This window comes from Microbacterium hydrocarbonoxydans (genome assembly GCF_000956475.1).
Classification (GTDB): domain Bacteria; phylum Actinomycetota; class Actinomycetes; order Actinomycetales; family Microbacteriaceae; genus Microbacterium; species Microbacterium hydrocarbonoxydans_A.
Map to the genome: position 1 here is coordinate 740,857 of NZ_JYJB01000010.1, position 11,322 is coordinate 752,178.

An 11,322-nucleotide genomic window follows, 5' to 3' on the forward strand; every position below is an offset into this window, starting at 1 on the left:
CCGTTGAATCAGCGCGATCCGAGCGTCGGGGACCCGCCCGGAACTCGCGACCCGCTGAGACTGTGCGTGAATGCGACCGTGGCGCTCATCACCTGCATGCTCGGCCCGATCGCGCTGCTCGGCTTCGCCACCATGGCGATCGTCGCCTACGTGCAGGCGCGACGTGCGGGGGTCATGCGCTCGCGCTGCCTCCTGGGAGACACCCGTCTGGTGCTGGCTTATCTGGTCGTGCTCGCGACGCTGGCCGCAGCAGCCATCCCGTTCTGGGTGCTGCTCTGGATGCGGATGCTGGGATAAGCCGTGTTCCCGACCCTGCCCGACCTCCTCGGCTTCGGACCTCCGCTCGAGACCCACGGGTTCTTCGAAGGCATCGGTCTGCTCGCCGGAGGCTTGGTGTTCTGGATCGAGGCGCGCCGCCGGGGCGCGAAGGACCCCCGTATCCCCTATCTCGTTCTCGGTGCGCTCCTCGGGGCCGCTGTCTTCGCCCGGCTCGGCACCTGGGCGCAGCACCTCGACCCCTCGAAGAACCTCAGCCTCGGCGAGCAGCTCCTCTCGGGCAACGCGTCGATCCTGTCGGCCCTGGTCGGCGCGTGGGCGGGTGTGCACATCACCAAGCGATTGGTCGGCTATCGCGAACGCAGCGGCGACCTTTTCGCACCGGCAGTGGCACTCGCGCTGGCCATCGGCCGCCTAGGCTGCCTGTTCACGGAGAACCCCGGCACACCCACGGGCGCGTCATGGGGAATCGTCCTGAACCCTGAGCAGGCCGCTCGCGTCGGTGCGCCCGCGGGGGTGCCGCTGCATCCGAGCTTCGTGTACGAGATCGTCTTCCACGCGATCGCGTTCGCCGTGCTGTGGTTCTGGCTGCGTCATCTCGGCATCCGCAGCGGAGAGACGCTGACCATCTACATCGCCGCCTACGCGGTCTTCCGCTTCCTCGTCGAGTTCGTGCGCGGCAACGACGTCGCCTGGCTCGTGTTCACCCGCCCGCAGCTGTTCCTGCTCGCGACTCTCCCGCTTCTCGCCATCCGGCTCGTATGGTTGTGGCGGAAGGGCGCGTTCACCCCTGCCGACCGGAGGCTACAGAATGAGCATCAACCCGCCTGACGGCACCCCCGAAGAGTCGGAGCCCGTGTCTCCGCCGGAGCCGGTCATCCCGCCTGCACCGGCCCCGCCGCAGCCGTACAACCAGCCTCCGCAGTACGGCCAGGCGCCGCAATATGCCCAGGCGCCGCAGTACGGCCAGACGCCGCCGGCTCAGCCCCCGCAGTACGGCCAGCCGGGCCAGCCCGGCCAGCCGCCGCAGTACGGCCAGCCCGGCCAGCCGCCGTACGGCTACGCCTATCCGCCCTCTCCACAGCGCTCGGGGATGGGTGACGGTGCGAAGATCGGCATCGGCAGCGGAATCGGCTGCGTGTCGTACATCGTCGCGCTCGTCCTGTTCATGGGCACGATGTCGGCCCTCAGCCAGGCCGGCGGCGCCGCCTATTTCGTGTTCTTCGGCATTCCGCTGCTGGTCGGCGTCGGGCTGCTCTTCGCGCGCAAGACACGCGGCTTCGGCGTCGGCATCCTGATCATCTCCGCCGCCGCGTGGCTGGTCGTACTCGGGCCCTGCGCCGGCCTGCTGTTCGCGTAGACGGGCCTCAGTCGGCCGTGGCGAACTCGGCAAGCTCGGCGGCGAGACGCTCCGACACACGCGCGTGCACGGCAGTGCCGTCCTCACGGTGATCGACCGACAGCAGCATCCCGGTCTCGTGGATCGCCGCGACGAGGTCGCCGCGATCGTAGGGGATCACCGCGGTCACCTCGACCGCGGGCGTGGGCAGTGCCTCCTCGATCGCTGCACGGAGCTCGGCGATGCCCTCTCCCGATCGGGACGACACGAAGTGCGCCTTGGGCTCTAGGCCTCGCAGAACCAGGCGCTCGTCGTCGTCGATGAGGTCTGCCTTGTTGAACACCACGATCTCGGGCATGTCGCGCACGCCCACATCGCCCATCACGTCGCGCACGGTCTGCAGTTGGCCCGCAGGGTCGGGGTGCGATCCGTCGACGACGTGCAGAACCACGTCGGCGTCGCCGACCTCTTCGAGCGTCGAGCGGAACGCCTCGACCAGCTGATGCGGGAGGTTGCGCACGAACCCGACGGTGTCTGTCAGCGTGTAGACGCGACCGTCCGCAGTCTCGGACCGGCGCACCGTCGCATCGAGCGTGGCGAACAGGGCGTTCTCGACGAGCACTCCGGCGCTCGTGAGGGCGTTCAGCAGACTCGACTTGCCTGCGTTCGTGTAGCCGGCGATCGCCACAGAAGGAATCGTGTTGCGCTTGCGCTCGGCGCGCTTGGCTTCGCGGCCAGGCGCGAAGTCGCGGATCTGCTTGCGCAGCAGCGCCATCTTCGTGCGGATGCGGCGGCGATCCAGCTCGATCTTCGTCTCACCGGGACCCCGGGAGCCCATGCCGGCACCGCCCGCGCCGACCTGCCCACCCGCCTGACGGCTCATCGACTCACCCCAGCCGCGCAGGCGCGGAAGCAGATACTCGAGCTGCGCGAGCTCGACCTGGGCCTTGCCCTCACGACTCTTCGCGTGCTGGCTGAAGATGTCGAGGATGACGGTGGTGCGGTCGATGACCTTCACCTTGACGACGTCTTCGAGTGCGCGTCGCTGGCTCGGCGCCAGCTCGGTGTCGGCGATGACCGTGTCGGCGCCGGTCGCCGCGACGATGTCCTTGAGCTCCTGCGCCTTGCCTCTACCGATGTAGGTGGCGGCGTCCGGATGCGGTCGACGCTGCAGCACGCCGTCGAGCACGACAGCGCCGGCCGTCTCGGCGAGAGCGGCGAGTTCGCGCAGCGAGTTCTCTGCATCCTCCTGAGCGCCCTGGGGATACACGCCCACCAGGACCACGTTCTCGAGTCGGAGCTGCCGATACTCGACCTCTGTGACGTCTTCGAGCTCCGTGGAGAGCCCCTGAACGCGACGAAGCGCATGCCGATCCTCGAGGTCCCACTGATCTCCGTCGCCGGATCCGTATCCGGCTGTCGCTGCATCCTGCAGCGCCTGGGCGGCCCCGAACACGCGCGCCTCGGTGCGCCTGTCCGCGTTCGCGAGAACGCGTTCCACGGCCTCGTCGTCGGTGGAGTGTTTGCTGGTGTCCGTCATCCGGTCCTTGTCTCTGGCTTTTGCGCGGAGTCTTAACCTTAGCCCGCGCTGTCCGGTACGCTCACGGTATGGGGTCCGACCATTACTTCACTGCGGCCCCGGCAAGCCCCGAGAACCTGCGCACGATCCGTGTGTCGCTCGCAGGCCGTGAGCTCGACGTCACCACCGCTGGCGGCGTCTTCAGCCCGGATCGGTTGGATGCCGGCACTGCAGTTCTTCTCGCCAACATGCCGCCCGTTCCTCCCGGTGGCAATCTCCTCGACCTCGGCAGCGGATGGGGTCCCATCACGCTGTCCATGGCCTTGGCGTCCCCGCACGCGACCGTGTGGGCCGTCGACGTCAATGAGCGCGCCCTCGATCTGGTTCGCCGCAATGCGGCGTCTCTCGGGCTCACTAACGTCAACGCGTCACTGCCCGACGATGTTCCCGATGACGTGACCTTCCGCACGATCCGATCCAACCCGCCGATCCGGGTGGGCAAGAACGAACTCCACGGAATGCTGGAGCACTGGATCCCGCGGCTGGACGAGCGCAGCGACGCCTGGCTGGTCGTGCAGCGCAACCTCGGAGCCGACTCGCTGCAGCGCTGGATCGCAGCGACCTTCCAGCCCGGATACAGCGTGTTCCGCACCACCACTGGCAAGGGGTATCGCGTGCTCAAGGTGCGCAGACACGGTACGCCTCAGACCGAGCCGATCACGATCTCCTGACCGACGCAGGCGGTTCAGCCCGCCGCGACCACCCCGAGCAGTGCAGGCAACTCGGCCATGTCGCTGAAGACCTCGGTGTTCTCACCCTCCAGCCACTTCGCCGGTGTGAGCCCGCCGGCGTATCCGTAGGAGCGCATTCCGGCTGCCCGCGCGGCGCGGACGCCGAACCGGCTGTCCTCCACCACCGCGCAACGAGACGGCGCGACTCCCATGCGGGCGGCCGCGTGCAGGAACAGGTCAGGCGCGGGCTTGCCCTCGTCGACGTCATCGGCGCTGAAGATGCGGCCGTCGAACCGCGAGAGGAGCCCGGTCAGCGCGAGGTTTCTGCGGATTTTCTCATGCGAGCCGCTCGAGGCGACGCAGGTCGCCAGGGGAATCGCGTCGAGTGCCGCCTCCACGCCGTCTACCGCCACGAGCTCCCGATCGAACGCTTCACGATAGAGGTGCTGGAAGGGCTCTTCCCAGTCATCGCCCAACCTTCGACCGATATGCGCTTCGATCTCCGCTCTGAAGTGATCGGCCGAACGGCCCACGAAGCGGTGAACAATCTCCTCGTGCGTCAGGTCCCAGTCGAAGTGCGCCAGCACATGACGATCCACTTCGACCGAGAGTCTCTCGCTGTCCACGAGGACGCCGTCGCAGTCGAAGATGACGAGCTCGATCGACCCGGGCACGGCGTCAGGCGAGGTCGACCTCGCCGTGGAAGACGAGAGCCGCCGGACCCGACAGGGCCACATGCTCGCCGTCTTCTGCAGGGAACATGCGCACGCCGAGCGTGCCGCCGGGCACCTCGACACGCCAGTTGTTGGGCGCCTTCTCGCCCGCCCAGTAGCGAACCGCCAGTGCGGTGGCAGCGACGCCGGTGCCACAGCTGAGCGTCTCGCCGACACCGCGCTCGGAGACCCGCATCTTCACGTGGCCGATCCCGTCTCGCACGAGCGGCTCACCGGGAACCACGAACTCGATGTTCGCGCCGGCGGGCAGCTCGGGCTCGAGCTGCGGCGTTCGATACAGTTCGAGCGAGGCCAGTTCGGCATCCGAAGCGAGCGCGACGACGACATGCGGATTCCCGACATCGATGCCGAGCCCTGGGCGAGTCACTGCCAGCCCGTCTGCCGTGACCAGAGGGTCGTCACCGGACAGTTTCCACAGACCGAGATCGACCTGATAGCCGGTCTCGCTGCGCGTGACATCGCGCACGCCGGCCCGGGTGCCGATCGGCAGCGTCGATCCCGGCTCGATCGACGCGAGGCCGGATCGGACCAGATAGTGCGCGAACACGCGGATGCCGTTGCCGCACATCTCGGCGATCGAGCCGTCGGCGTTGCGGTAGTCCATGAACCACTCGGCGTCCGGCTCCTCCGCCAGCGCCGCGGCACCGTCGGCGATTGCCGAAGAGCGCACGACTCGCAGAATGCCGTCGCCGCCGATGCCGAAGTGGCGATCGCAGAGGGCCGCGACCTGCTCGGCGCTCAGATCGAGCGCCCCGTCAGGGTCGGCGATGATGACGAAGTCGTTGCCGGTGCCATGCCCTTTGGTGAATGCGACCATGAGGCCAGTCTATTCAGCGCGGATCACCCGATAGCGCCCGCACAAGAACGCCCTGTTGCGGGCGACCTCGATCAGTTCGAGGTCGAGCTCTCGTGGCAGCACGGGTGCTCCCGCACCCAGGGTCACGGGTGCGTACTGCAGCCAGACTTCGTCGAGGAGACCTGCGTCCGCGAACTGGCCCGCGAGATCACCACCGCCCACGATCCACAGATCCTTGCCGCCTGCCGCGTCCGTCATCTGCGCATGCACATCGCGCACGTCGGCCTGCGTGAAGCGCACGTCACCGGTGGCAGGAGACTGGAGGTTCCGATGCGTGAATACCCAGGTCGGCTGCTGGTATCCCCATGTGCCGTTCTCCGCGCGCATGACCCACTCGTACGTGGATGACCCCATGGCGAGAGCGCCGATCGAGTCGACGAACCCTGGATAGGCCATCGGGCCGTCAAGGTCTATGTCCTGCTTCAGCAGCCAGTCGAGTGAGTGATCCTCCGTCGCGATGAAGCCGTCGAGGCTCGTGGCCGTGTAATAGTGCGTGGTCATGCCCTGATCATGGCACCGGCATCCGACAGCGGATCCACCCATTCCAGTCCCGGGTAGCGCTTGAACCACGACACCTGCCTGCGGGCATAGCGTCGGGTGAGCGCCTGCGTCTCGGCGATCGCCTCGGCCCGCGTGAGCCGCCCGTCGAGCTGGCCGAGCGCCTGCGCATAGCCGATCGCGCGGCTGGCGGTCGCGCCGCGCTCGAGGCCGATCCCTCGCAGATGTGCCACCTCATCGACCAGTCCAGCCGCCCACATCCGCTCGACGCGGGCATCGAGGCGCTCCACGAGACGGCTCCGTTCGACGTGCAGGCCGATCAGGCGAGATGACGGATGCCACAGCTCGGGCGCCGCAGGCAGCGTCGCCTGGTGCGTGGTGCTGCCCTGCTCGATCACCTCGAGAGCGCGCACGATCCTGCGACCGTTGCGCGGATCGATGCGAGTGGCCGTCTCCGGATCCGCAGCCCGCAGGCGCTCAAGGAGCGCGCCCGCGCCGAGCTCGTCGAGCTCACCCTCGAGTCGCGCACGGATCGCCGGATCGCGCGGCGGGAAGCGGAAGTCGAACACCACGCTGGAGACGTAAAGTCCCGAGCCCCCTACGAGGATGGCGTCGCCCCCTCGCGCGTGGATCTCAGCGATCGCCGCCCGAGCAAGCGGCTGGTACCAGGCGACTGCCGCCTCTTCCGTGATGTCACGGACGTCGAGCAGATGGTGCGGGATGCCGCGTCGCTCCTCCACCGGGAGCTTCGCCGTGCCGATGTCCATGGCCCGATACAGCTGCATGGCGTCGGCGTTGACGATCTCGGCAGGGTTCCCCTGCTCCCGCAGCCGCCCGGCGAGGTCAAGCGCGAAGTCGCTCTTACCCGTGCCCGTCGCCCCGACGACCGCCCAGAGCCGCGGTGAGCTCACACGCCCACGCGCAGCGTCGGCACGCCGAGGGAGACCGCGCGAGGAGAGCCGTCTGACGCGGGAGACGGCACCGCGCACGATTCGGCCTGCGCGCGGTCCCAGGCGTCGCCGCCGCGTGTGCGACGGATGCGCAGCGGCTGGCCGGTCGGGTCATCAGCAAGCAGGTGGAAGGGCGCCGCATGCGTGATCGTCACCGTGACCGCGTCGCCCGGGCGAGGAAGCTCCGAACCGGGAGTCACCTCGAAGTGCACGAGACGGTTGTCCTTCGCTCGTCCGGTCAGACGATGCGTCTCGGCATCCTTCTTGCCCTCACCCACAGACACGAGCAGTTCGACCTCGCGACTGACCTGCTTCTGGTTCTCTTCAAGTGAGATCCGCTCCTGAAGGGCGATCAGGCGGTTGTAGCGCTCCTGTACGACCTCCTTCGGAACCTGGTTCTCCATCGTCGCGGCCGGGGTGCCCTCGCGAATCGAGTACTGGAATGTGAAAGCACCGGAGAACCGGGACTGCTCGACCACCCGCATGGTGTCTTCGAAGTCCTCATCGGTCTCGCCGGGGAAGCCGACGATGATGTCGGTGGTGATGGCCGCGTGCGGAATGCGCTCGCGCACCCGCTCGATGATGCCGAGGAAGCGTTCGCTGCGGTATGAGCGCCGCATGGCCTTGAGGATGCTGTCGCTGCCGGACTGCAGCGGCATGTGCAGCTGAGGCATGACGTTCGCAGTCTCGGCCATCGCGTCGATCACGTCGTCGGTGAACGCGGCCGGATGCGGGCTCGTGAAGCGGATTCGCTCGAGACCCTCGATCTCGCCTGCGGCGCGCAGCAGTTTGCCGAAGGCCTGGCGATCGCCGAACTCGACGCCGTAGGAGTTGACGTTCTGTCCCAGCAGGGTGATCTCGATCGCGCCGTCTTCGACGAGAAGCCGGATCTCGTTCAGAATGTCGCCGGGACGGCGATCCTTCTCCTTGCCGCGCAGGTGCGGCACGATGCAGAACGTGCACGTGTTGTTGCAGCCGACCGAGATCGACACCCAGCCGCTGTGCGCGGAGTCGCGTTTGGTGGGAAGCGTCGACGGGAACACCTCGAGCGACTCGAGGATCTCGAGCTCGGCCTCGCCGTTGTGTCGAGCACGCTCGAGGAGTCCGGGGAGCGAACCCATGTTGTGCGTTCCGAAGACGACGTCGACCCACGGCGCCTTGTCCAGCACCGCCTGCTTGTCCATCTGGGCCAGGCATCCGCCCACGGCGATCTGCATGCCGTCTTTGCGCCGCTTGACGGACGCGAGCTGACCCAGCGTTCCGTAGAGCTTTCCCGCCGCGTTGTCGCGCACCGCGCAGGTGTTGATGATGACGACGTCGGCCTCGTCGCCGGCGGCCGCGCGTACGTAGCCGGCGCTCTCCAGAGAGCCAGAGAGCCGCTCCGAGTCGTGGACGTTCATCTGGCACCCGAAGGTGCGCACTTCGTACGAGCGCTGCCGCCCGTCGATGTCGAATGCTGCCGACGACGAGTCGATGATCGTCGGTTCGCTGCGAGGGATAGTCATGGTCCTTCGATTCTACGATCGACACGAAGCACCGTGCGCTGACGGCGCCATCCATCGATCCCACGTCGCATCCGAGAGGAAGACGATCGGCTCGACCCGGCACGTCCCACCGAGCGAGCCGATCGTCGTGGGTTCATTCGAATCTCACGCCGGAGGGCCGACGACCGGACGAGTGCTCGCCCATCACCGTTCGGATCACCGAGCTGACCACGCCTCCGGAGTAGCCGCGGCGAGCGAGCTGTCCGGAGAGCCGTCGCTTGGCGGTCTCCGGATCCAGCCGCCCGAGCGAGCGCATCTTCGTCCTCGCGAACTCGAGGGCCCGTTCGACATCGTCGTCGGGAAGATCGCCGAGTGCAGCGTCGATCACCTCCCGGGGGATGCCTCTCTGCGCCAGCGCGCGAGACAGGGCGACTCGTCCCTGCCCCTTGCGCTCGACGCCCGAGGTGATGAGGTGGCCGGCGAGGAGCGCATCGTCGAGGTAGCCCCGACGGCAGAAGTCGTCGATCACCTCGTCGATCTGCTCCGGGGCGAGCCTGAGCTCGTCACGCTCAAAGCCTCGCAGCACGAGGCGCGCCTCGGACACCGACAGCGAGCGCGTTCGCAATCTCCGGACGAGGATCTCCTCTGCCGCCTTCTTGAGCTCCTCAGGATCGGCGCTGCCGGCGGCTCCCCCATCGAACTCCTCATGCGCGGCGAGAGCGCGCAGTCGGGGCGCTGATCGACCCGCTGCGCCTCTCGCCGGGTGACGCTCGCTCGGCGTCCCGGCATAGGTCTCGCGGGAGCCAGACTGTGCGGCATCGGCGTGGCTGGAGGGTCGAGGCGACGATGACGCCCAGGTCGAGCGCCAGAGCTCCGCCTCCGGAGTGGCCTGGGAGGGAGCGGCTTCAGCGTCCCCTCCCAGACCCGTGGACTCGTCGCCCTTGCGTCTTCCGCCGAAGAGCGGAATCACAGGTGCGAGCGGCTCGTCATCCGCGTTCACGACATCAGGCCGGGCGACGCTCGGCGAGCTCGTCGGCAGGAGCAGCCGCTGGCGCTCCGATGCCGAGCTTCTGCTTGATCTGCGACTCGATGGCCAGCGCGATGTCGGGGTTCTTGAGGAGGAACGATCGTGCATTCTCCTTGCCCTGTCCCAGCTGGTCACCGTCGTAGGTGTACCACGACCCCGACTTCTTGACGATGCCGTGCTCGACCCCGAAGTCGATAAGGCTGCCCTCGCGGGAGATGCCGACGCCGTACAGGATGTCGAACTCCGCCTGCTTGAAAGGCGGCGCCATCTTGTTCTTCACGACCTTGACGCGCGTGCGGTTGCCCACTGCGTCGGTGCCGTCCTTCAGCGTCTCGATGCGGCGGATGTCCATCCGCACAGACGCATAGAACTTCAGCGCCTTTCCGCCGGCAGTGGTCTCGGGCGATCCGAAGAAGACGCCGATCTTCTCGCGCAGCTGGTTGATGAAGATCATCGTGGTGTTGGTCTGGTTCAGGCCACCCGTGAGCTTGCGGAGAGCCTGCGACATGAGCCTGGCCTGCAGACCCACGTGCGAATCGCCCATCTCTCCCTCGATCTCCGCGCGGGGCACGAGCGCTGCCACGGAGTCGATGACGATGAGGTCGATGGCGCCGGAGCGCACGAGCATGTCGGCGATCTCGAGCGCCTGCTCACCCGTGTCGGGCTGAGAGACGAGCAGAGCGTCGATGTCGACGCCGAGCTTCGCGGCGTAATCGGGATCGAGAGCGTGCTCGGCGTCGATGAACGCAGCGATTCCTCCCGCGCGCTGGGCGTTGGCGATCGCGTGCAGGGTCAGAGTCGTCTTACCCGACGACTCCGGACCGTAGATCTCGACGATTCGTCCACGCGGCAGGCCGCCGACGCCGAGAGCGACGTCGAGGGCGATGGATCCGGTGGGGATCACGGCGACAGGAGCGCGCTCATCGCTGCCCAGCCGCATGACCGAGCCCTTTCCGAACTGGCGGTCGATCTGGGCGAGGGCGGTCTCGAGGGACTTCTCGCGGTCTGCGGGTGATGGCATGATGTGTTCCTTCTGCTCGCGTGTTGCCGCCTGTAGGCTGTCGCGGCCCTCCCCCGGATGGGGCGAGCTCTCCGACAAGGCGTATGGCTTCGAGGCCTTGTCTTCACCGTACGAGAGGCCTCGGACATTGCATCGAGACGCCCACGAATGGTGGATAACACGGCATCAGAACCACTTGTGCAGAAGACTACGCCTCATCGAACACATATTCGAGGAGATGGGCTCCTCGGCGTGTCGAGAGACGGAACACTCGAACAGCGGTTCAGCGTTTGCGCGGCTCCAGGCGCCCCGCGCCATGACGGCGCTCGAGAGGAACATCCATCTCCGCGCACAGTGCGAGCCAGATCTCACGCGGCGGCACGCCCGCTGCCAGAGCCTCGGCGGCCGTGCGGTCACCCATCTGAGTCAGGACGAGGTCACTGACCAGAGACGACGCACGGCCCCCGAATTCGACGTCGACGGCGCGGAGGAACTCACTGCGACGCATGAAGAAGAGGTCGCGTGATCAGCGGAGCGTGAGCTGCGGCTCGATCGATGCGACGAGATCGTCCGGAACGACGTCGGGGAAGACCTGGATGCCTTCGAGCACCGAGATGCGATCGCCGACTTCGCGCATGATCGTCGAGATGGGGACGTCGAGAGCTTCTGCGACCGAGGCGAGAATCTCGCTCGATGCTTCTTTCTGCCCGCGCTCCACCTCGCTGAGATAGCCGAGAGCGACGGATGCCTTGCTCGCGACCTGCCGGAGCGTGCGCCCCTTCTGCTGACGGAAGTCCCTCAGCACATCGCCGATTTCCTGTCGTACGAGAATCATCGGAACCTCCTCCCAGTTCCCGAGGTTTCCCTCGAAGAGATCGCCAGTCTAATACCTCTTGCCTGCACAGAAT

General features: G+C 67.2%; 14 protein-coding genes. 4 read left to right on the plus strand and 10 right to left on the minus strand.

Annotated features, from left to right (window positions below):
• Positions 1 to 66 precede the first annotated feature (66 nt).
• From RS84_RS16165 to RS84_RS19495, 3 genes are read left to right on the plus strand one after another with little or no spacing between them, the layout of a single operon-like run.
• On the plus strand, positions 67 to 297 hold the full coding sequence (locus tag RS84_RS16165; RefSeq protein WP_235281512.1) for a hypothetical protein: 231 nt from the start codon (positions 67 to 69) through the stop codon (positions 295 to 297).
• Positions 298 to 300: 3 nt separating this feature from the next.
• Complete coding sequence (locus tag RS84_RS16170; protein WP_082062234.1) at positions 301 to 1,107, plus strand: prolipoprotein diacylglyceryl transferase; 807 nt, start codon at positions 301 to 303, stop codon at positions 1,105 to 1,107.
• The gene (locus tag RS84_RS19495; RefSeq protein ID WP_052676408.1) at positions 1,088 to 1,636 is read left to right on the plus strand and encodes a hypothetical protein; all 549 of its coding nucleotides are present in this window, start codon (positions 1,088 to 1,090) and stop codon (positions 1,634 to 1,636) included. The genes RS84_RS16170 and RS84_RS19495 overlap by 20 nt, the downstream gene beginning before the upstream one ends.
• Before the next feature lie 7 nt (positions 1,637 to 1,643).
• Here the strand turns inward: RS84_RS19495 and hflX are convergent, their stop codons facing one another.
• The gene (hflX, locus tag RS84_RS16180) at positions 1,644 to 3,155 is read right to left on the minus strand and encodes a GTPase HflX (protein ID WP_045258778.1); all 1,512 of its coding nucleotides are present in this window, start codon (positions 3,153 to 3,155) and stop codon (positions 1,644 to 1,646) included.
• 68 nt (positions 3,156 to 3,223) lie between these two features.
• Here hflX and RS84_RS16185 point away from each other — a divergent pair, with 68 nt between their 5' ends.
• Positions 3,224 to 3,865, plus strand: a complete 642-nt coding sequence (locus RS84_RS16185; RefSeq protein WP_045258779.1) for a class I SAM-dependent methyltransferase — start codon at positions 3,224 to 3,226, stop codon at positions 3,863 to 3,865.
• A gap of 14 nt (positions 3,866 to 3,879) precedes the next feature.
• Here RS84_RS16185 and RS84_RS16190 read toward each other — a convergent pair whose 3' ends face one another.
• From RS84_RS16190 to RS84_RS16230, 9 genes are all read right to left on the minus strand, one after another.
• On the minus strand, positions 3,880 to 4,539 hold the full coding sequence (locus RS84_RS16190) for an HAD family hydrolase (RefSeq protein WP_045258780.1): 660 nt from the start codon (positions 4,537 to 4,539) through the stop codon (positions 3,880 to 3,882).
• A 4-nt stretch (positions 4,540 to 4,543) separates the two neighbouring features.
• Positions 4,544 to 5,416 carry a diaminopimelate epimerase gene (gene dapF / locus RS84_RS16195; protein ID WP_045258781.1) on the minus strand — a complete coding sequence of 291 codons (873 nt, stop codon included), beginning with the start codon at positions 5,414 to 5,416 and terminating at the stop codon, positions 4,544 to 4,546.
• A 9-nt stretch (positions 5,417 to 5,425) separates the two neighbouring features.
• A complete protein-coding gene (locus RS84_RS16200) occupies positions 5,426 to 5,956 on the minus strand; it encodes a dihydrofolate reductase family protein (protein ID WP_045258782.1) in 531 nt (176 codons plus the stop codon).
• A complete protein-coding gene (gene miaA, locus RS84_RS16205; RefSeq protein ID WP_045259264.1) occupies positions 5,953 to 6,864 on the minus strand; it encodes a tRNA (adenosine(37)-N6)-dimethylallyltransferase MiaA in 912 nt (303 codons plus the stop codon). Before miaA ends, RS84_RS16200 begins: the two co-directional genes overlap by 4 nt.
• On the minus strand, positions 6,861 to 8,408 hold the full coding sequence (miaB, locus tag RS84_RS16210; RefSeq protein WP_045258783.1) for a tRNA (N6-isopentenyl adenosine(37)-C2)-methylthiotransferase MiaB: 1,548 nt from the start codon (positions 8,406 to 8,408) through the stop codon (positions 6,861 to 6,863). The genes miaA and miaB overlap by 4 nt, the downstream gene beginning before the upstream one ends.
• Positions 8,409 to 8,541: 133 nt before the next feature.
• A complete protein-coding gene (locus RS84_RS18795; protein ID WP_052676409.1) occupies positions 8,542 to 9,387 on the minus strand; it encodes a regulatory protein RecX in 846 nt (281 codons plus the stop codon).
• A gap of 4 nt (positions 9,388 to 9,391) precedes the next feature.
• Positions 9,392 to 10,435, minus strand: coding sequence for a recombinase RecA (gene recA / locus RS84_RS16220; protein ID WP_045258784.1), 1,044 nt, complete (start codon positions 10,433 to 10,435; stop codon positions 9,392 to 9,394).
• Positions 10,436 to 10,697: 262 nt separating this feature from the next.
• Positions 10,698 to 10,922 (minus strand): DUF3046 domain-containing protein, encoded by a 225-nt coding sequence (locus tag RS84_RS16225; protein WP_045258785.1) that lies wholly within the window; start codon positions 10,920 to 10,922, stop codon positions 10,698 to 10,700.
• An 18-nt stretch (positions 10,923 to 10,940) separates the two neighbouring features.
• On the minus strand, positions 10,941 to 11,249 hold the full coding sequence (locus RS84_RS16230) for a helix-turn-helix domain-containing protein (protein ID WP_045258786.1): 309 nt from the start codon (positions 11,247 to 11,249) through the stop codon (positions 10,941 to 10,943).
• Positions 11,250 to 11,322 lie beyond the last annotated feature (73 nt).

Coding starts and splice junctions, on each gene's coding strand:
- RS84_RS16225 (WP_045258785.1), bottom strand. CDS start 10,922: ATGCGTCGCAGTGAGTTCCTCCGCGCCGTCGACGTCGAATTCGGGGGC.
- RS84_RS16230 (WP_045258786.1), bottom strand. CDS start 11,249: ATGATTCTCGTACGACAGGAAATCGGCGATGTGCTGAGGGACTTCCGT.
- hflX (WP_045258778.1), bottom strand. CDS start 3,155: ATGACGGACACCAGCAAACACTCCACCGACGACGAGGCCGTGGAACGC.
- RS84_RS16200 (WP_045258782.1), bottom strand. CDS start 5,956: ATGACCACGCACTATTACACGGCCACGAGCCTCGACGGCTTCATCGCG.
- miaB (WP_045258783.1), bottom strand. CDS start 8,408: ATGACTATCCCTCGCAGCGAACCGACGATCATCGACTCGTCGTCGGCA.
- RS84_RS16185 (WP_045258779.1), top strand. CDS start 3,224: ATGGGGTCCGACCATTACTTCACTGCGGCCCCGGCAAGCCCCGAGAAC.
- RS84_RS19495 (WP_052676408.1), top strand. CDS start 1,088: ATGAGCATCAACCCGCCTGACGGCACCCCCGAAGAGTCGGAGCCCGTG.
- dapF (WP_045258781.1), bottom strand. CDS start 5,416: ATGGTCGCATTCACCAAAGGGCATGGCACCGGCAACGACTTCGTCATC.
- recA (WP_045258784.1), bottom strand. CDS start 10,435: ATGCCATCACCCGCAGACCGCGAGAAGTCCCTCGAGACCGCCCTCGCC.